Origin of the sequence: Brevundimonas diminuta (genome assembly GCF_039673845.1) — a bacterium.
Taxonomy (GTDB): Bacteria; Pseudomonadota; Alphaproteobacteria; order Caulobacterales; family Caulobacteraceae; genus Brevundimonas; species Brevundimonas diminuta_E.
On record NZ_JBDJMK010000003.1, the window covers coordinates 40362 to 58178 of the forward strand.

At 68.1% G+C, this 17817-nt stretch carries 14 protein-coding genes; 7 read left to right on the forward strand and 7 right to left on the reverse strand.

What is annotated here, in order from left to right:
- Positions 1 to 21: 21 nt before the first annotated feature.
- The 5 genes from ABE454_RS03710 to ABE454_RS03730 all read right to left on the reverse strand — a co-directional run bounded on the left by ABE454_RS03710 (position 22) and on the right by ABE454_RS03730 (position 5625).
- Positions 22 to 801, reverse strand: coding sequence for a creatininase family protein (locus tag ABE454_RS03710; protein ID WP_346529204.1), 780 nt, complete (start codon positions 799 to 801; stop codon positions 22 to 24).
- Positions 802 to 846: 45 nt separating this feature from the next.
- Positions 847 to 1485 (reverse strand): TetR/AcrR family transcriptional regulator, encoded by a 639-nt coding sequence (locus ABE454_RS03715; protein WP_346529207.1) that lies wholly within the window; start codon positions 1483 to 1485, stop codon positions 847 to 849.
- The gene (locus tag ABE454_RS03720) at positions 1486 to 3072 is read right to left on the reverse strand and encodes a DHA2 family efflux MFS transporter permease subunit (protein ID WP_346529208.1); all 1587 of its coding nucleotides are present in this window, start codon (positions 3070 to 3072) and stop codon (positions 1486 to 1488) included.
- Positions 3069 to 4166, reverse strand: a complete 1098-nt coding sequence (locus ABE454_RS03725) for an HlyD family secretion protein (RefSeq protein ID WP_346529210.1) — start codon at positions 4164 to 4166, stop codon at positions 3069 to 3071. The genes ABE454_RS03720 and ABE454_RS03725 overlap by 4 nt, the downstream gene beginning before the upstream one ends.
- 100 nt (positions 4167 to 4266) lie before the next feature.
- Positions 4267 to 5625 carry an amidohydrolase family protein gene (locus ABE454_RS03730; protein WP_346529213.1) on the reverse strand — a complete coding sequence of 453 codons (1359 nt, stop codon included), beginning with the start codon at positions 5623 to 5625 and terminating at the stop codon, positions 4267 to 4269.
- 107 nt (positions 5626 to 5732) lie between these two features.
- Between ABE454_RS03730 and nth the strand changes: the two genes are divergently transcribed.
- The 6 genes from nth to ABE454_RS03760 all read left to right on the forward strand — a co-directional run bounded on the left by nth (position 5733) and on the right by ABE454_RS03760 (position 13355).
- Positions 5733 to 6515, forward strand: a complete 783-nt coding sequence (gene nth, locus ABE454_RS03735) for an endonuclease III (protein ID WP_346529215.1) — start codon at positions 5733 to 5735, stop codon at positions 6513 to 6515.
- A 148-nt stretch (positions 6516 to 6663) separates the two neighbouring features.
- Positions 6664 to 7614 carry a glutathione synthase gene (gene gshB / locus ABE454_RS03740; RefSeq protein WP_346529217.1) on the forward strand — a complete coding sequence of 317 codons (951 nt, stop codon included), beginning with the start codon at positions 6664 to 6666 and terminating at the stop codon, positions 7612 to 7614.
- Positions 7615 to 7640: 26 nt separating this feature from the next.
- Positions 7641 to 8345, forward strand: a complete 705-nt coding sequence (locus tag ABE454_RS03745) for a hypothetical protein (RefSeq protein ID WP_346529220.1) — start codon at positions 7641 to 7643, stop codon at positions 8343 to 8345.
- Positions 8346 to 8411: 66 nt separating this feature from the next.
- Complete coding sequence (locus tag ABE454_RS03750) at positions 8412 to 10019, forward strand: YifB family Mg chelatase-like AAA ATPase (RefSeq protein ID WP_346529222.1); 1608 nt, start codon at positions 8412 to 8414, stop codon at positions 10017 to 10019.
- 28 nt (positions 10020 to 10047) lie between these two features.
- Entirely contained in the window at positions 10048 to 11622 is a 1575-nt protein-coding gene (locus ABE454_RS03755) for a response regulator (protein WP_346529225.1), read from the forward strand.
- Between the two features lie 53 nt (positions 11623 to 11675).
- Entirely contained in the window at positions 11676 to 13355 is a 1680-nt protein-coding gene (locus ABE454_RS03760; RefSeq protein WP_346529227.1) for an AmpG family muropeptide MFS transporter, read from the forward strand.
- A 270-nt stretch (positions 13356 to 13625) separates the two neighbouring features.
- Here the strand turns inward: ABE454_RS03760 and ABE454_RS03765 are convergent, their stop codons facing one another.
- Together ABE454_RS03765 and dapF are read right to left on the reverse strand one after the other, a co-directional pair.
- On the reverse strand, positions 13626 to 15902 hold the full coding sequence (locus ABE454_RS03765; protein WP_346529230.1) for an NADP-dependent malic enzyme: 2277 nt from the start codon (positions 15900 to 15902) through the stop codon (positions 13626 to 13628).
- 97 nt (positions 15903 to 15999) lie between these two features.
- On the reverse strand, positions 16000 to 16938 hold the full coding sequence (gene dapF / locus ABE454_RS03770) for a diaminopimelate epimerase (protein ID WP_346529232.1): 939 nt from the start codon (positions 16936 to 16938) through the stop codon (positions 16000 to 16002).
- A 49-nt stretch (positions 16939 to 16987) separates the two neighbouring features.
- Here dapF and ABE454_RS03775 point away from each other — a divergent pair, with 49 nt between their 5' ends.
- Positions 16988 to 17791 (forward strand): potassium channel family protein, encoded by an 804-nt coding sequence (locus tag ABE454_RS03775; RefSeq protein ID WP_346529234.1) that lies wholly within the window; start codon positions 16988 to 16990, stop codon positions 17789 to 17791.
- Positions 17792 to 17817 lie beyond the last annotated feature (26 nt).

Below are 17817 nucleotides of genomic sequence, written 5' to 3' on the forward strand. Positions count from 1 at the left end.
TGACGCGACCCTGAGCCTGTTTCAGGCGACCGGCAAGACTTCCTGTGCGAAGTCGGTCAGATCGCGGATCAGGGCCGGGACGGAGGCGTCGATGATGCGCTGGCCCTTTTCCGGGGTCGCCTGCGCCGGGTCCGAGCCGATGCGGCCGTCGGGGAAGCGGGCGCGATAGTCGTTGGCGTCGCGGATCGGGCCGAAGGGGGCGATCTTCGGCTCATAGTCGGCGGTCTTGATCCGGTCGGGATAGCCCGCCTGGGTCACGGCGATCTCGGACGGGGTGGCGTGGCTGCCGTGGCCCGTCGGGAAGATGTCCTCGCACAGCTTCTGCACGCCCGGCAGGTCCCACCAGTTGCGCAGCTTCAGCACGAAGGGCGGGCGCTCGGCCCAGGGTTCGGGCGTGAAGGACCAGTCGGCGTAGATTTCGGCGAAGGCGGCCTCGATGGTGGCGACGTTGCCGCCGTGACCGTTCAGAAAATAGATGCGCTCGAAGCCGTGGCGCGTCAGCGACGACACCCAGTCGGCGATCGCCGCCATGAAGGTCGACGGGCGCAGGGTGATGGTGCCGGGGAACGCCAGATGGTGCTGGGCCATGCCGATGTTGAAGGTCGGCGTGACGATCAGGCTGTCGTCGCCCTTCTCCGCCGCGTGGGCGATGATCTCGGGGCACAGCCAGTCGGTGCCCAGAAGGCCCGTCGGCCCGTGTTGCTCGTTCGAGCCGATCGGCACGATCACCGTCTTGGACAGCAGGGCGCCGGACTTCAGACGCTCATCGATCTCGGGCCAGGACGACAGGTGGATCAGCATGAAAAAGGCTCCGGCGGACGGCGGATGAAGGGGGTGAGGGCGGCTTTACGCTGATCCGGCGTCAGGGCCAATTGCGCCGTCGTCCCCGTCCGGCGTGAAGGCGCGCATGAAGCGGCGGGCGACGTCGCGCGCGCGGGCGGGAATGTCGTCGATTTCGGGTTGGGGCAGGCCCAGCACCGAGCGCAGGTGGCCGTGGCCCAGGGCCATGCCGCTGAACATCTCGGCGGCGAGGACAGGATCGGGCACGCGCAGAGTTCCCTCGCGGTCCTGCTCCTCCAGCCAGTCGGCCAGACGGCGCATGTTCTGACCGGCCCCCGCCTCATAGACGACGCGCGCCAGTTCGGGAGTCTCGGGCGAGGTCAGGGCCATGCCGCGCAGGGCCGAGCCGCGCCCCTCGACATAGATGCGCCGGATCAGGGTCTCGGCCATGGCGCTGAGAGCCTGTTCGACGCCCGTGTCGGCCAGCAGCGGCGCCACCGCCTCTTCCGAGCGCAGGGCCGCCAGATCGCGGGCCATGTCCGTCTTGGTCGGATAGCGGTTGTAGAGGGTCTGGCGCGAGACGCCCGCGCGCCGGGCGACCTCGGCCATGGAGAGCTTGGCGCCCTTTTCCATGAACAGTTCGGCGGCCGCGCGCAGGATGGCGCGGCTCTTGATTTCATCGATCTGTCCGAGGGCGCGAGGCATTCAGTGGGCGTCCGAAGGGGCTGTGGAAGGGTTGGGCTTGGCCGGCCGGGACAGCAGGGTCAGGAAACCGGCGCAGGCGCAACCGATGGCCAGCAGGGCGAAGGCGTCGCCGAAGGCCAGGGTGGTCGCCTGTTTGATCAACATGCCATGGATGGCCTTCAAAGCCGAGGCCTGCGGGTCGATCGAACCGGAAAAGCGCACGGCCATGCCCGCCAGCATGTCGCGCACCCCCTGATGGGTCTGGTCGATGGCGCTGGTCAGCTCGGCCAGGTGCAGGGCGGTGTTCTGGGTCAGGGAGGTGTTCAGCACCGCCAGGCCGAAGGCGCCGCCGACGTTGCGGCTGAGGTTCACCAGCCCCGAGGCGTTCTTGACCATGTGCGGGGGCAGGGTGGCCATCGTCACCTGCTGCGAGGCGATCATGGCGATCATGACGCCGACGCCGCGCATGGCCTGCACCCCGGCGAACTCCCAGAAGCCCCACTGGTCGGTCAGCACGCGCGCGTCCCACATGCCCCAGGCCGCCAGCATGAAGCCGATGAACATCAGCACACGCGCGTCCACCTTGCGCACCAGCCGTCCGGCGATGGGGCCGGTGGCGAACATCGCCAGCCCTGAGACGACCATGGTGGTGCCGACCTCGGCCGCCGAATAGTCGCGCACCCGGCCGAGGAACAGCGGCAGCAGGAAGGTGCCGCCGAACAGGGCCGCCCCGACGATGAAGGTCATCATCACCCCGACGACGAAGTTGCGGTTGCCGAAGGCGCGCAGCTCCACGATCGGATTGCGATAGCTGAGCGAGCGCCAGACGAAGGCCGGGCCGCACACGGCGGCGACGATGCTGAGCAGCAGGATCAGGTCATCGGCGAACCAGTCCTCCTTGGCGCCTTCCTCAAGCACATACTGCAGGCTCATCAGGAAGGCGGCCATCAGGATCAGACCCAGCCAGTCGAAGCCCTTGGCCAGACTGGGATCGCCCTTGTCGAAATGGGCGTAGCGCCCGACCAGGAACAGGACGATCACGCCGGGAAAGACGTTGATGAAGAACAGCCAGCGCCAGCTGAGCCATTCGGTCAGATGGCCGCCCAGCGTCGGCCCCACCGTCGGCGCCAGCGTCACGATCAGCCCCATGATGACGCTGGCCGTCACCCGCTTTTCGGGCGGAAAGGCGGTGAAGGCCACGGCGAAGACCGTCGGGATCATGGCCCCGCCGACAAAGCCCTGCAGCGCGCGGAAGATGATCATCATCTCGATGGACGACGACAGTCCGACCATGACGCTCATGATCAGAAAGCCGAGGCAGGAGGCCAGAAACACCTTCTGCGTGCCCCACAGCCGCGACAGATATCCCGACAGAGGGATCATCACGACCTCGGGGATCAGATAGGCGGTCTGGATCCAGCTGATCTCATCGGCCGAGGCGCCGACCCCGGCCTGAATCTGCGGCAGGGAGGCGGCGACGATCTGGATGTCGAGAATGGCCATGAACTGGCCGATGACCATGCCCGCAAAGCCGAGCAGCAGGACGGTCCAGTTGATTTCCGGCTGGCCGGCGGCAGTCGCCGGCGCAGGCGCCGCCGTATCGCTCACCGGGCCGGGCCCGTCTCGCCCGGATGCGCCTCGGCGAAGGCGGCGCCGCCCTGACTCTTCAGGTCGACCTTGACCTCGACCGACAGGCCGGGACGCAGGACCGTGGGCTGGCCCTTGTCGTCGCGCTCGACCACGATGCGGACGGGCACGCGCTGGGTGATCTTGGTGAAGTTGCCGGTGGCGTTCTCGACCGGGATCAGGGCGAACTCGGACCCGGTGGCCGGGGCGAAGCTGTCGATGCGGCCGTGCAGCGACCGGCCGGGGAAGGCGTCGGCCCTGATCTCGACCGACTGGCCCAGACGCATCCGCCCGACCTGCGTCTCCTTGAAGTTGGCGACGACATAGGTGTCCTGCAGCGGCACCACCGACATCAGCTGGCCGCCCGCCTGCACCACCTGACCGACGCGCACGCCGCGCGCGCCGACGACGCCCGCCACGGGCGCGCGGATGACGGTGCGGTCCAGCGTCAGCCGTGCCTGATCGATCTGGGCGCGGGCCTGTTCGACGGCGGCCACGCTCTGTTGCCGGGTCGAGCCCAGAACGGCGGCGGTGCGCTGCTGTGCGGTCAGGTCGGCCTGAGCCTGGGCGACCGAGGCGCGGGCGGTGTCGGCGGTGGCGCGCTGGGTCTCGATACGTTGCTGCGACACCCATCCCTGATCGGCCAGCTTGCCGTAACGGTCGACCTCGGCGCGGGCCAGATTGGCCTGGGCCTGAGCCTGGGTCACGCTGGCGACGCGGGCGGCGATGGTGGCCTGTTCCTGTTCAGCGCGGGCGTCGACATTGGCCACGGCGGCGGTCAGGGCCGCCAGATTGGCCTGCGCCTGCGCCAGAGCCGCGCGAGCGTCCGCGTCGTCCAGCCGGACCAGCACCTGACCGGCCTCGACGCGCTGATTGTCCTTGACCAGAACCTCGACCACCTCGCCGCCGATGCGGGGGCTGACGGCCACGGTGTCGGCCTGAACGAAGGCGTTGTCGGTGCCTTCCCAGCGCTGCTTGCCCTGCCACCAGACCACGCCGCCGATAATCAGGCCCAGTCCGACGACGCCGGCGACAATAAGGGGCAGACGCTTCTTGAGCGTGGCGGGGAGGGCCATGGGGAGACAGCTCGCTTCAATTCCGGCGCGTAAAATGGACAGCGTTGTCCGGAATACAAGGCGTATCTGCGATTTTTTGTCGCATCAGGGCGTCGGCGTTTCAATTCGAAGGAACTGTAAAATCGCTGCGCACGAAGCGCTGACCCCGTTTCACCGTGAAGACAAGGCGGCGCAGTTCCGCCACATCGGTCGAGGGGTCGCCCGCCACAAAGATCATATTGGCCAGCTTGCCCGGCGCCAGGGTTCCCATGTCCGCCTGCTGGTTCAACGCCCGCGCAGCCGTAGCCGTCGCCGCGACAATGACATCGCCCGGCGTCATGCCGACCGCGTTCTGCAACAGCTCCATCTCCTGCAACAGAGCGGGCCAGGGATCAGCGTCCGGCGTCTCTCCATCCGTGCCGGCGGCGATGGCGACCCCGGTGCGATACGCCTGCCGGGTCAAGGCGAAGACCATGGGACCGGAACAGATGGGCTGTCGGGCGCCGGGACGGTCGGCGACGGCCCGTTCCTGATCCGCGTAAACCCACACCGTCGCATCCAGAATGATGTCCCGGTCGCGCATCTGGTCCAACAGGCCCTGAACGACGGGATTGTCTCCGTTCAGGAAGGGGGCGCGATCAATCGGCGTGCGGGTGGCGTAGCTTTGCGGGCGGTCCTGCGGCGGCTGGGCCTGATGCGCCAGTATGCAGGCGTGGGACATGACGTCAGGTCCGGCGTCAATCACCTCCTGCGGGGTCGCCGGATAGACCATGGCGTGGGTCCATACGGGGACGCCCTGACGACGGGCCTCGGCGGCGATGGCCGCGACCCACTCCGCAGGCAGGTCCGCATAGATCTTGATCCCCGAGGCTGAAGTGCCGCGCGCCATGGCGACAGCGAGAGGCAGATCCGTATCGACCCCGATCGCCTGCATCCACGGCGTCTGTCCCGGAACCGCGCCCGCCGTCACGGCATGGGTGCGCGGATCGTTGAAGAAGCCCTCACCCGCCATCAAGGCGGCGTAATAGATGTCCGGCGAGGCGACCTCGCCCACCCGCGCCTGACGCGCCAGTTCGCTGACGGAGCGCAGATCGTCCGCCATGCCGCGCACGGCGGTCACGCCCGAATAGAGCCAGCGGCGCATATGGGCGTGCGCCCTTGCCGCATCCGGCGGGGTGGCGACATGCACATGGCTGTCGATCAGGCCCGGCAGGACATGGAGGCCCGAGACATCGACCCGTTCAGCGCCTGCAGGCGCGGGCGCAGAGTCCGGCTGGACGGCCACGATGCGCTCGCCCTGCACCACAACGCTGAGTCCGCTGCGCGGCGGGGCGCCGGTTCCGTCAATCAGGACAGCCCCATGATAGACAACGGCGCGGTCGGTCGGATGATCCGCCCTGTCCGCCGCCCCCGCCGACAGCGGCGCCATCGCCAGCATCATCATCGACGCAGCCGCCAGGGCGCGCGCATGCTTGACCATGATCCTCTCCCCCATTTCCCTGGTCCGGAGGCTTGAGCGAAGCCGCAATCAGCGTCAAGCAGGCTCCGCCCGTTGACGACGGCCCTGCGGAAGGCGAAGTCCGTCGCATGACCGGCCGCAAAACCACCTCGCCTCCTACCGCCGCTCGTCGCCCTGCTTCACGCGCGACCCGAGCCGCCCTGACCCCGCCGCCGGGCAAGCGCTCGCGTCAGCCGAAGAAGGCCCCTGTCGGCGCCATCATCAGCTGGCCGCCCGATGAAGACCGGGTGGAGGAGATCTTCGTCCGCCTGTCGGACATCATGCCCGATCCGAAGACCGAGCTGGATTTCGTCAATCCCTATACGCTGGTGGTGGCCGTCGCCCTGTCGGCGCAGGCGACCGACGTGGGGGTCAACAAGGCGACCAAGGCCCTGTTCGCCATCGCCGATACGCCGCAGAAGATGCTGGCTCTGGGCGAGGAGGGACTGATCCCCCTGATCGCCTCCATCGGCCTTTATCGCACCAAGGCGAAGAACGTCATCGCCGCCGCGCGGATGCTGGTCGAACAGCACGGCGGCGAGGTGCCGCTGAACCGCGCTGACCTGCAGGCCCTGCCCGGCGTCGGGCGCAAGACCGCCAGCGTGGTGCTGAACGAACTGGGGATCGAGCCGGCCATCGCGGTGGACACCCACGTCTTCCGCGTCTCGCACCGGCTGGGTCTGGCCAACGCCGCGACGCCGGACAAGGTCGAGCAGCAGCTGCACCAGATCGTGCCGGACGCCTGGCTGGCCAAGGCGCACCACTGGCTGATCCTGCACGGCCGCTACACCTGTCTGGCGCAGCGGCCGAAATGTCCGGGATGCGTGATCTCGGACCTGTGTCCGTCGCGCGCCAGCTTCATGGGCGTCTGAAGACCAGATGCGCGCCAATCCGCCAACACCACGCAGTTCGCCCTTGCGGCCGACGCTTCACAGTCTCAACTAACGATCAGCAGCGCACCGCGCTCAAGCAGCAAGCGCCCGCGGCGCGAGCGATAGCGCCCACCAAGAAGGACACCCCATGCTCAAGGTCGCCATCCAGATGGACCCGCTCGAGGCGGTCAACGTCGAGTCGGACACCACCTTTCTGATGGCCCTGACCGGGCAGGCGCGCGGTCACAAGCTGTGGGTCTATGATTTCCGCACCCTCGCTCTGGAGGACGGCCGCCTGTTCTGCCGCGCCCGCCCGGTGACCGTACAGCGCAAACAGGGCGAGCACGCCGACTTCGGCCCGGAACAGCGGCTGGATCTGGAAAAGGACATCGACGTCATCCTGATGCGTCAGGATCCGCCGTTCGACATGGCCTATGTCACCGCCACCTATCTGCTGGAGCGGGTGCATCCCAGGACGCTGGTGGTCAATGATCCGGCCGAGGTGCGCTCGGCGCCCGAGAAGCTGATCGCCACCCTCTTCCCCGGCCTGCAGCCGCCGACCCTGGTGTCGTCCGATCCGAAGGCCCTGGTCGACTTCCACCGCCGTCATGGCGATGTGGTGCTCAAGCCCCTGCATGGCGCGGCCGGTTCGGGCGTGGTGCGGCTGAAAGCGGACGATCCCAACCTCGAAGCCCTGATCGAGATCCACGCGGCCGGGTCGCGCGATCCTCTGGTGATCCAGAAGTTCATCCCGGCCGTCTCGGCGGGCGACAAGCGCATCATCCTGGTCGACGGCGAGCCGGTCGGCGCGATCAACCGCATTCCGGCCAAGGATCAGGTGCGCTCGAACCTGCGCGTCGGCGGCACGGCCGCGCCGGTCGAGCTGACGCCGCGCGACCTTGAGATCTGCGCCGCCATCGCCCCCTATCTGAAGGAACGCGGCCTGATCTTCGTCGGCATCGACGTGATCGGCGACTATCTGACCGAGATCAACGTCACCTCCCCCACCGGCGCCCAGCAGTTGCTGAACTTCGCCGGGATCGATGCGACCGAACGCATGTGGGAAGTCATCGAACAGAAGAAGGCTGCGGCCGCCTGACGCCGCATTCAAAGGGAGGGGAGCCCATGACGACATTCATCAAGACCGGCATCCGCAGGGCGGCGCTGGCCGTTTCGGCGCTGGCGATCGCCTGTCCGGCGCTGGCTCAGGAGGCTGCGCCCAGACGCCCGTCGCTGGAGGCGCTTGAGCGCATCATCGAGACGCGAACGCCGCAGACGCGGATCGAGACGCCCGATCACGACCGCATCAGCGCCCGCCGTATCGACATCGTCGACGCCGACGGGACGATCCGCATGACCCTGTCGGGCGCGACCCCGCCTCCGATCATCGACGGGATCCAGTACAAGCGCGCCTTCAACGTCGCCGGTCTGATCCTCTATGACGACAAGGGCAGCGAGCGCGGCGGCTTCGGCACGGCCGACGTGGACGGCGGCATGGCCGTGCTGGCGCTGGACCATCCGGCGATGGATGCGGTCGGCTGGCGGGTGTCGCCCGACGGCTCGGTCAGTTTCGTCTTCAATCAGGCGCCGCCTCTGGTGCGCGAGGCCGGATTGGGCGGGGCTCTGGTTCCGGGGGTCGCGACGCCGACGCGCATGCGCCTGTCGCTGGATGCGGACGGAACGCCCGCCGTCGCCCTGTCGGACCGCAACGACAAGCCGCGCCTGCGCCTGACGGTGACGGAAGAAGGCTTCGGCGCCATCCAGTTCCTCAACGCAAAAGGCGAGGTGATCCATACGATTGCGCCTGAGGCGAACCTGCCGGAAAACTGACCAAACAACGCTCTTGCAGTTCGTGTAAGTTCGTGATTTGTTCCCATTTCTGCGGAGGGAACAGGCATGGTCGCGCGGGTGGTGACGGTGGCTTTCGACGGTGTCGAGGCGCGTCGGGTCGATGTCGAGGTGCAACAGGTCGGTTCGCCCGCCGGGGCCTTCGCCATTGTCGGCCTGCCGGACAAGGCGGTGGCCGAAAGCCGTGAACGGGTGCGCGGCGCCTTTGCGGGCATTGGTCTGGCGCTTCCGGCCAAGAAGGTGATCGCCAATCTGGCCCCGGCCGACCTGCCCAAGGAGGGCAGCCATTTCGACCTGCCCATCGCCCTGGCCCTGCTGGCCTCCATGGGGGTGATCGGGCCGGACGCGCTGGACGGCTGGGCGGCGGTGGGCGAACTGGGGCTGGATGGTCAGATCGCCGGGGTTGGAGGAACCCTGCCCGCCGCGATGGCGGTGAACGGCATGGGTCTGGGCCTGATCTGCCCCGAGACGAACGGTCCAGAGGCCGCCTGGGCGGGCGATGTGCGGTTGCTGGCGCCGCGCTCCCTGATCGGGCTGATCAATCATTTCCGCGGAACCCAGGTGCTGCGCCCGCCCCAGCCCGGGCCGGTGATCGAGGGCCGCGCAGCCCCCGACCTGCGCGAGGTCAAGGGCCAGGAAGGCGCCAAGCGGGCGCTGGAGATCGCCGCCGCCGGCGGCCACAATCTGCTATTCGTCGGCCCGCCCGGTTCGGGCAAGTCGATGATGGCGGCGCGACTGCCCGGCCTGCTGCCGCCGCTGACGCCGATGGAGCGGCTGGAGACGTCGATGGTCTGGTCGGTGGCGGGCCTGATCGAGCGCGGCGCTCTGACACGCGAGCGACCGTTCCGCGCGCCCCATCATTCGGCCTCGATGGCGGCTCTGACGGGCGGCGGGCTGAAGGCCCGGCCCGGGGAAGTCTCCCTCGCCCATAACGGCGTGCTGTTCCTGGATGAGCTGCCGGAATATTCGGCTCAGGCGCTGGACAGCCTGCGTCAGCCGCTGGAGACGGGCGAGATCGTGGTGGCGCGGGCCAACGCCCATGTGCGCTATCCGGCGCGGTTTCAGCTGGTGGCGGCGATGAACCCCTGCCGCTGCGGTCTGGGCGGGCCGGGGCGGGGCGCCTGCGGCAAGGCGCCCCGCTGTCAGAAGGACTATCAGAACCGCATTTCCGGCCCGATGTTCGACCGCATCGACCTGACGGTGGACACCCCTGCGGTCACGGCTGCGGACATGATCCTGCCGCCGCCCGCCGAGGGCACAGCCGAGGCCGCCGCGCGCGTCGCCGCCGCCATGCAGATGCAGGAGGCCCGTCAGGCCGAGGCGGGTCTGACGGGTATTCAGGCGCTGAACGCCCGCGCCTCGGGCGAGGCGCTGGAAAGGTTCGCCGCCCCCGATCAGGCGGGGCGCGCCCTGCTGATGAAGGCGGGCGAGGCAGGCGGGCTGACTGCGCGCGGCTGGGTCCGCACCCTGCGGCTGGCGCGCACCATCGCCGATCTGGACGGGATGGACGGCGTGCTGCGCCGCCATGTCGCCGAGGCCCTGATGTATCGTCGCAGCACGCTGGGCGCCCATGAGGACTTCGACCGGCAGGCCAGTCGGCGGGCCTTGTTTCCCGATCCCGGCGTCCGGAAAGGATCAGACGCCGTTCGCGTGTAATTAACCCGGCCGCGCCAGTCTGGCGGTCATGGGACAGACCCGCAGAACACCCGCGCCCGCCACGGCCGACCACCCGCCTTCTCCGGACGCGGAAGCGGGGTCGGGCGTCGCGCCTGAGCAGCAATTCCTGCGACTGATGAGCCACGAAATGCGCACGCCCCTGAACGGCGTCATCGGCATGCTGGGCCTGTTGTCGCGCACCCGTCTGGACGGGGCGCAGCGCGCCTATGCGGAGGCGGCGCAGAAATCGGCCGAACATCTGCTGGGGCTGGTCAACGATCTTCTGGACTACGCCCGGCTTGAGGCGGGCGCGCTGGAGTTCGACCCGGCGCCGGTCGATCTGGAGGCCATGGTTCGGGGCGTCGCCGAACTGCTGAGTCCGCGCGCCCATGACAAGGATCTGGAGATCGTCTGGTCGGTGGCCGCCGATGCGCCGGACATCGTCGCCGATGAAGGCCGTCTGCGGCAGATCCTGTTCAACCTGACGGGCAATGCGGTGAAGTTCACCGACCGGGGCGGCGTCCGACTGGCCGTGGAGGCCCTCCCTCCTGACGGCGTTTCTACGGACCCGGCTCAGGCGCGGCTGGCCTTCATCGTCGACGACACCGGGCCCGGCGTGCCGCCAGAGGCGCGCAGCCGCATTTTTGAAGAGTTCGGCCACGCCGATGTTTCCGACGCCGCCCGCTTCGACGGCGCAGGTCTGGGGCTGGCGGTGGTGCGACGGCTGGCCATGGCCATGAACGGTCAGGTCGAGGTGCTGGACCGCCCCGACGGCCCCGGCGCCCGCTTCCGGTTCGAGGCGTCGTTTCCGGTCGCCCCCGGGGCGGCTGGGCGCGCCCGGCCGCTGGAGGGCATGGCGGTCGCCATCCGCACGCCCGACGCCTTCGTGCGTCAGGCCGCCACCGATCAGGTCATCGCCTGCGGGGGCCGTATCGCGCGGCAGGCGGCCGTGACCCTGGTCGATCATGCCGGCGCCGAGCCGGACGAACTGGCGAACAAACCGGCCGCCGGGCAAGCGGTTGTCCTGTTGCGCCCGTCCGAGCGGGAGTTGATCAGCCGCTACCGCGCCGCCGGTTTCTGCGGCTATCTGATCAAGCCGCTGCGCCCCGCATCCCTGGCCGAACGGGTGCTGGCGGCGGCGGCTCCGCAGCGGGGTCTGCCGACGCCGCCGCTCCTGCCTGTCGAGGACGACCGCGTGACCCGGGTCGCGTTCCGCGGCGTGCGCGTCCTGCTGGTCGAGGACAATCCGGTGGGCGCCCTTCTGGCCAGAACCCTGCTGAGACGCGAGGGCTGCGTCGTCCAGACCGCCGCTGATGGACACGAAGCCCTGGACGCGATGGCGGCGGCCCGGTTCGACATGGTGTTCATGGACATGCGGATGCCGCATCTGGACGGGCCGCGCGCGACCCGGGCCCTGCGCGCGCGGGGGGACCGGACGCCGGTCATCGCCCTGACCGCCAACGCCTTCGCCGAGGATCGCGCCGTCTGTCTGGAAGCGGGAATGAACGATCATCTGGCCAAGCCGCTGGAAGCCGACGCCCTTCGCCTGATCCTGACCCGCTGGACGAACGCCGCCAACCGCGCCAAGGTCGCGGTTTCCTGAACCGCCAGTAGCCCGTCGTCCGTTTGCCCCGGCGGCGTCCGCCGGAGCCTTGCATGACCGATTCCAAGACGCCCGCTTCCGAGGTCGCGGCGCTGCAGCCGTCCCCAAAGGGGCTGGGCGTGCTCAAGGCCGCCTTCCGCGAGCGGCGGACCCTGGCCATGCTGCTGCTGGGATTCTCGGCCGGACTGCCCTTCGCCATGCTGTTCGGCACGCTGAACGCCTGGCTGTCGGACGCGGGCGTGTCGGTCGCCACCATCGGCGTGCTGTCGTGGGTGGGGCTGTTCGGCGCCTTCAAGTTTCTGTGGTCGCCTGCGGTCGGCCTGACGCCGCCGGTGCTGGGCCGGATGGGGCGGCGGCGCTCGTGGCTGATCCTGTGCCAGACCGTGCTGATCGCGGCGCTGCTGGCCATCGCCCTGTCGCATCCGGGCACGGGCGCCATTGTGGTGTTGGCCTGTGCTGCGGCTCTGGGCGCCTTCGCCTCGGCCACGCAGGACATCGTCATCGACACCTGGCGGATCGAGGTGGCGGACGAGCGGACGCCGGTCGACCTGCTGTCCACCGTCTATCAGTTGGGCTTCCGCACGGCGGCGCTGGTCGGAGGCGCAGGGGCGCTGGTGCTGGCCGATCATCTGGGCTGGTCGGCGACGTTTGTGATCGGGGCGGGCCTGATGGGGCTGGGCGTTCTGGGCGCCCTGATCGCGCCCGAGCCCAAGCCTGCGCCGCGCGCCGCCATTGCGCGTGAGCGGATCGGGTCGCCGCGTCTGCGGATGACGGCGCTGGGGATCACCCTGATCGCCTGGGCGTGGGCGGCCTTCATGCTGGTGCGTTTCATGGTCACGGCCCTGACCGTCAAGCCTGCGCCCAGCGCCGGAGAATTCACCGCCGTCTGGGGACCGTGGATCGTCGGCATGGCGGTGATCCTGCCCGCCCTTCTGGCCGGCATCATCGTCTGGCGCGGGGGCAAGGCAGGGCCCGCCGCCGCAACGGATCAGGGACCAGCCTTCGCCAACACCCTTTATGACGCCATTCTGGCGCCGCTGGTCGAACTGATGGGGCGGCTGGGCTGGGGCGCGGTGATCGTGCTGGGGCTGATCCTGACCTATCGCATCACTGACGGCGTCTGGGGGCCGTTCGCCTTCCCCTTCTACATGGGGGACACCGGCGGGGCGCTGGGCCACACCAAGACCGAGATCGCCCTGGCGTCCAAGACCTTCGGCGTGGTCATGACCATTCTGGGTATTGCTCTGGGCGGATGGGCGCTGCTGGTCATCGGCCGGATGGCCAGTCTGTTGCTGGGCGCCGTGCTGTCGGCGGCGACGAACCTGCTTATGATGGATCTGGCGCTGGGCGCGCCGTGGATCGGCGGCTTCATGCAGATGACGGGTCTGTACAAGCTGTTCGGCGCCTTCGGCATCGGCGAACCTCTGGCGCGGCTGATGCTGGCCATCGCGGGCGAGAACATCGCCGGCGGCTTCGCGGGCGCGGCCTTCGTCGCCTATCTGTCGGCCCTGTCGAACAAGATGTTCGGCGCGGTGCAGTTCGCCGTCTTCACCTCTCTGGCCCTGTTGATCGGCACCCTTGGCCGGGGGGCGCTGGGCGAACTGATCGAGCGTCAGGGCTATGCCGCCATGTTCGTCATCGCCGCCTGGCTGGGCGTGATCGCCGTGATCTTCTGTCTGGCGGAATGGGTGCGGCTGACGTTCGAGCGCCGCCGTCTGGGGCAGGACGCCTGACGTTTAAAAAGACAAGGGCTGACTGCGTCTTGAATGGAGGCGCAGACGCTTGATTTCCGCTCATCCCGGCGGACGCCGGGATCCAGCGCTTTGGCTTTAAAGGGCGGGCTTCCGCGTTCAAGCTGGAGTTTGGCGTTCTTACTGGGTCCCGGCGTCCGCCGGGATGAGCGGGTGAGCAGGCATTGCCCAACGCTTCATGGGAATTTAGCCCAAAAAGAAAGAGGCGGCCCGCAGGGAGCCGCCTCTTCAATCTTCACCGGGTGACGAGGGTTACGCCTCGTTCGGCCCCTCCGCATAGGCGGCGAAGGTGGCGGCGGTCATGATCTCGCTGACCGAGGCGCCCAGCGGCACGATCTGCACCGACTTCTCAAGACCGACCAGCAGCGGGCCGATCACCGTCGCGCCGCCCAGCGCCTGAACCAGGCGCGTCGAGATGGCGGCGGAATGGATGGCCGGCATGACCAGCACATTGGCGTCGCCGGTCAGGCGCATGAACGGATAGTTGGCCCGCGCCTCAGAGTTCAGCGCCAGCGCCGGGGGCATTTCGCCTTCATATTCGAAGTCGACGCCCATGCCGTCCAGGATGCGGATGGCCTCGCGCACCTTCTCGCCGCGGTTGCCCGGGGGATCGCCGAAGGTCGAATAGCTGAGGAAGGCGACACGCGGCGTGCGGCCCAGCGTCTTGACCGTGGCGGCGGCCTTGACCGCGATCTCGGCCAGTTCGGCGGCGTCGGGCAGTTCGTGGATCGAGGTGTCGGCCACGAACAGGGTGCGCCCCTTGGCCAGCAGGATCGACAGGCCGATCATGCGGTCCTTGACGTCCAGGACGCGGCGGACCTCTTTCAGGGCCATGTTGAAGTTGCGGGTCACGCCGGTGACCATGCAGTCCGCCTCGCCGCGCGCGACCATGGCGGCGGCGAAATAGTTGCGGTCCTGATTGATCATACGCTGCACGTCGCGGCGCAGATAGCCGCGACGCTGCAGGCGGGCGTAGAGCCAGTCGACGTATTCGGTGTTCCGCTCGGAAATCCGGGCGTTCATGATCTGGATGCCCAGATCATCGAAGATCAGACCGGCTTCAGCCGCGTTCTGGCGGATCAGTTCTTCGCGGCCGACCAGGATGGGCGTGCCCAGTTCAGCCTGTTTGAAGGCCCAGGCGGCGCGGATCACCGACTGTTCCTCGCCCTCGGCGAAGACGACGCGCTGTTTCGGACCCGAGCGCACGCTGCCCTGGATCTTCTGCATCAGGGCGGCCGACGGATCGACCCGCTGGCGCAGGCTGATGCGGTAGGCGTCCATGTCCTCGATCGGCTTGCGCGCGACGCCGGAATCCATCGCCGCCTGGGCGATGAAGGGCGGGATGTACCAGATCAGGCGCGGGTCGAACGGGGTCGGGATGATGTAGTCCGGGCCGAACTTCAGCTTGCGCCCGCGATAGGCGGCGGCGACCTCGTCCGGCACGTCTTCGCGCGCCAGCGCCGCCAGGGCGTGGGCGCAGGCGATCTTCATGTCGTGGTTGATCTGGCGCGCGCGCACGTCCAGCGCGCCGCGGAACAGATAGGGAAAGGCCAGGACGTTGTTGATCTGGTTCACATAGTCCGAGCGGCCCGTCGCCATGATGGCGTCAGAGCGCACCGACATCACGTCTTCGGGCGTGATTTCCGGGTCGGGGTTGGCCATGGCGAAGATGATCGGATTGGGCGCCATGGAGGCGACCATCTCCTTGGTGATCGCGCCCTTGGCCGACAGGCCCAGCACCACGTCGGCGCCGACCATGGCGTCCGCCAGGGTGCGGTGCGGCGTGTCGGTGGCGTGCGCCGCCTGCCACTGGGAGACGTTGTCCCGTCCCTTGTAGATGACGCCCTGACGGTCGCAGATGGTGGTGTTCTCGGCCTTGACGCCCGCCGCCTTCATCAGGGCGATGGAGGACAGGCCCGCCGCGCCCGCGCCGGACAGGACGACCTTGATGTCCTCCAGCTTCTTGCCGACGATGTGGCAGGCGTTGATCAGACCGGCGGTCGAGATGATGGCGGTGCCGTGCTGGTCGTCGTGGAAGACGGGGATGTCCAGCAGGTCCTGCAGCTGAGCCTCGATCTCGAAGCATTCCGGGGACTTGATGTCCTCCAGATTGATGCCGCCCCAGGTGTCGCCGATGTTCTTGACCACGGTGACGAACTCGTCCGGATCGGTGGTCTTCACCTCGACGTCGAAGCTGTCGACGTCGGCGAAGCGTTTGAACAGGACCGACTTGCCTTCCATCACCGGCTTGGAGGCCATGTGACCCAGATGGCCCAGGCCCAGGATGGCGGTGCCGTTCGAGATGACCGCGACCAGATTGCCCTTGGACGTATAGTCATAGGCCTTGTCCGCATCTTCGGCGATGGCCAGGACCGGCACGGCCACGCCCGGCGAATAGGCCAGCGACAGGTCGCGCTGGGTCGCCATCGGCTTGGTGGGGGCCATGGAGATCTTGCCCGGCGTCGGATCGCTGTGGAACTCCAGGGCGTCGTCGTCGGAGAAGGTCTGTTTATCGGTCAGTTCGGGCATTTGTGTCTCGGAAAGGGGGGCGCTCCTCGTTCCTAGAACCTGCAAACGGCGGGGACAACAGCTGACGCCGGGTCAAGGGCCCTCAAAAGCCCTGTAGTTACGCTGTCGGCAGGGCGCCGGTCCCTTCGACCTCGACCGGGCCGGTCATGAAGACGTGGCCTGACGCCTCGTCCCATTCGATGGTCAATTCCCCGCCATCAACCGTCACAGCAGCCTTTCGGCCGGTCAGGCCGCGTCGCGCACAGGCCACAAGGGCGGCGCAGGCGCCCGTGCCGCAGGCCAGCGTCAGGCCCGCGCCGCGCTCCCAGACCCGCAACCTAATGTGATCGGGCGACAGGACATGGGCGAAGCCGACATTGACGCCCTCCGGGAAAAGCGGGTGGTGTTCAACCAGAGAGCCGGACGCGCGCACGAAGGCGTCGTCCTGACGGTCGGTGAAGAAGACGACGTGCGGATTGCCCATGGAGACGGCGCCGGGCGTGTGCAGGACCGGCGCATCGATCGGCCCGACCTGAAGCTCGATCCCGCGCGTATCCATCGCCTCGGCCAGCGGAACCTGATCCCACTCCAGACGCGGCGGACCCATGTCGACGGTGACTCTATGATGGGCCGCGATCGTCGACCCTGCGGGATCTCCCGACCCGACGCGGCCTGAAGGGGAGGGGGAGTGGGGGGCTGAGGGCGTGGAAGCGCGGCGGGCGGTGGTGGGGCCGGCGGCGGTGTCGATGACCACCGTCTCCTTGTCCGTGGCCTGCAGCAGCAGCCAGCCGACGCAGCGCAGGGCGTTGCCGCAGGTCTGGACCATAGACCCGTCGGCGTTCCACACCCGCATGAAGGCGTCGGCCGTTTCCGACGGCTCTATGCCGATCAACTGGTCGAAGCCGCCCGGCCCCGTGGCCGGATCGGCCATGGCGCGCACCTGATCGCCCGTCGGATGGAAGGGGCGGTCGAAGGCCTGAACGACGACAAAGGCGTTCCCGGCGCCGTTCATGCGGACATAGGGGCGGCCGGAGGCGAGAGCGGAAGAAGCGGTCATGGCCATCTTCATATAGGATTTTTCGCGGCTTCATGTATCGCTTGGCCTGATGACCAGCGAAAACGGCGCAAGCGTCGATCACGACAGACTGAGGCTGCGGGCCCGCCTGCGCTACCTCTATCACGGGACGCAGCCGACAGCGGTGAAGTTCCGCCTGATGGTCATCAGCATCGACCTGATGATCATCGGCTTCTTTTTGGCCGCGCCGATCCTGAAGGAGGCGGGCTGGGTCTTCTATGTCGCCGACTATTTCATCGCCGCCATTCTGGGGCTGGATCTGGCGGCGCGGGCCTATGCCTATTCCGACATCCGCGACTGGCTGAAGAAGCCGATCGTCTGGGTCGATCTGTTCGTGCTGGCGACGCTGCTGTTTCCCGCATGGCTGGCCAATTTCGGCTTCCTGCGGCTGCTGCGCCTATGGAGCCTGCTGAACAGCGACCTGTTCTGGCGCACCATCGGCCGCCGGTTCGACGACACGCGGGTCGAGGAGATCACCCGCGCCCTGGCCGCCCTGATCACCTTCGTCTTTGTCGTGACCGGCTTCGTCTACGCCTATTTCCGGGGCAAGGCCGAGCATATCAACGGCTATCTCGACGCGCTTTATTTCACCGTCGCCACCCTGACGACGACGGGGTTCGGCGACATCACCCTGCCGGGCAACTGGGGCCGGGTGATCTCCATCGTCGTCATGCTGGTGGGCATCACCCTGTTCATCCGTCTGGCCCAGACCCTGTTGCGGCCGCACAAGGTGAAGTTCCCCTGCCCCACCTGCGGCCTGCAGAAACACGACCCCGACGCCGTCCACTGCAAGGCCTGCGGCCAGATCCTGTGCATCCCCGACGACGGCGACTGAGACCCCCGCGCTGCGTCGAAAGATTA

Excerpts from the sequence above, each read along its gene's own strand:
- nth (WP_346529215.1), top strand. The coding sequence starts at position 5,733 with ATGACCGGCCGCAAAACCACCTCGCCTCCTACCGCCGCTCGTCGCCCT.
- ABE454_RS03750 (WP_346529222.1), top strand. The coding sequence starts at position 8,412 with ATGGTCGCGCGGGTGGTGACGGTGGCTTTCGACGGTGTCGAGGCGCGT.
- ABE454_RS03765 (WP_346529230.1), bottom strand. The coding sequence starts at position 15,902 with ATGCCCGAACTGACCGATAAACAGACCTTCTCCGACGACGACGCCCTG.
- ABE454_RS03760 (WP_346529227.1), top strand. The coding sequence starts at position 11,676 with ATGACCGATTCCAAGACGCCCGCTTCCGAGGTCGCGGCGCTGCAGCCG.
- gshB (WP_346529217.1), top strand. The coding sequence starts at position 6,664 with ATGCTCAAGGTCGCCATCCAGATGGACCCGCTCGAGGCGGTCAACGTC.
- ABE454_RS03745 (WP_346529220.1), top strand. The coding sequence starts at position 7,641 with ATGACGACATTCATCAAGACCGGCATCCGCAGGGCGGCGCTGGCCGTT.
- ABE454_RS03725 (WP_346529210.1), bottom strand. The coding sequence starts at position 4,166 with ATGGCCCTCCCCGCCACGCTCAAGAAGCGTCTGCCCCTTATTGTCGCC.
- ABE454_RS03730 (WP_346529213.1), bottom strand. The coding sequence starts at position 5,625 with ATGGTCAAGCATGCGCGCGCCCTGGCGGCTGCGTCGATGATGATGCTG.
- ABE454_RS03715 (WP_346529207.1), bottom strand. The coding sequence starts at position 1,485 with ATGCCTCGCGCCCTCGGACAGATCGATGAAATCAAGAGCCGCGCCATC.
- dapF (WP_346529232.1), bottom strand. The coding sequence starts at position 16,938 with ATGACCGCTTCTTCCGCTCTCGCCTCCGGCCGCCCCTATGTCCGCATG.
- ABE454_RS03775 (WP_346529234.1), top strand. The coding sequence starts at position 16,988 with ATGACCAGCGAAAACGGCGCAAGCGTCGATCACGACAGACTGAGGCTG.
- ABE454_RS03710 (WP_346529204.1), bottom strand. The coding sequence starts at position 801 with ATGCTGATCCACCTGTCGTCCTGGCCCGAGATCGATGAGCGTCTGAAG.
- ABE454_RS03755 (WP_346529225.1), top strand. The coding sequence starts at position 10,048 with ATGGGACAGACCCGCAGAACACCCGCGCCCGCCACGGCCGACCACCCG.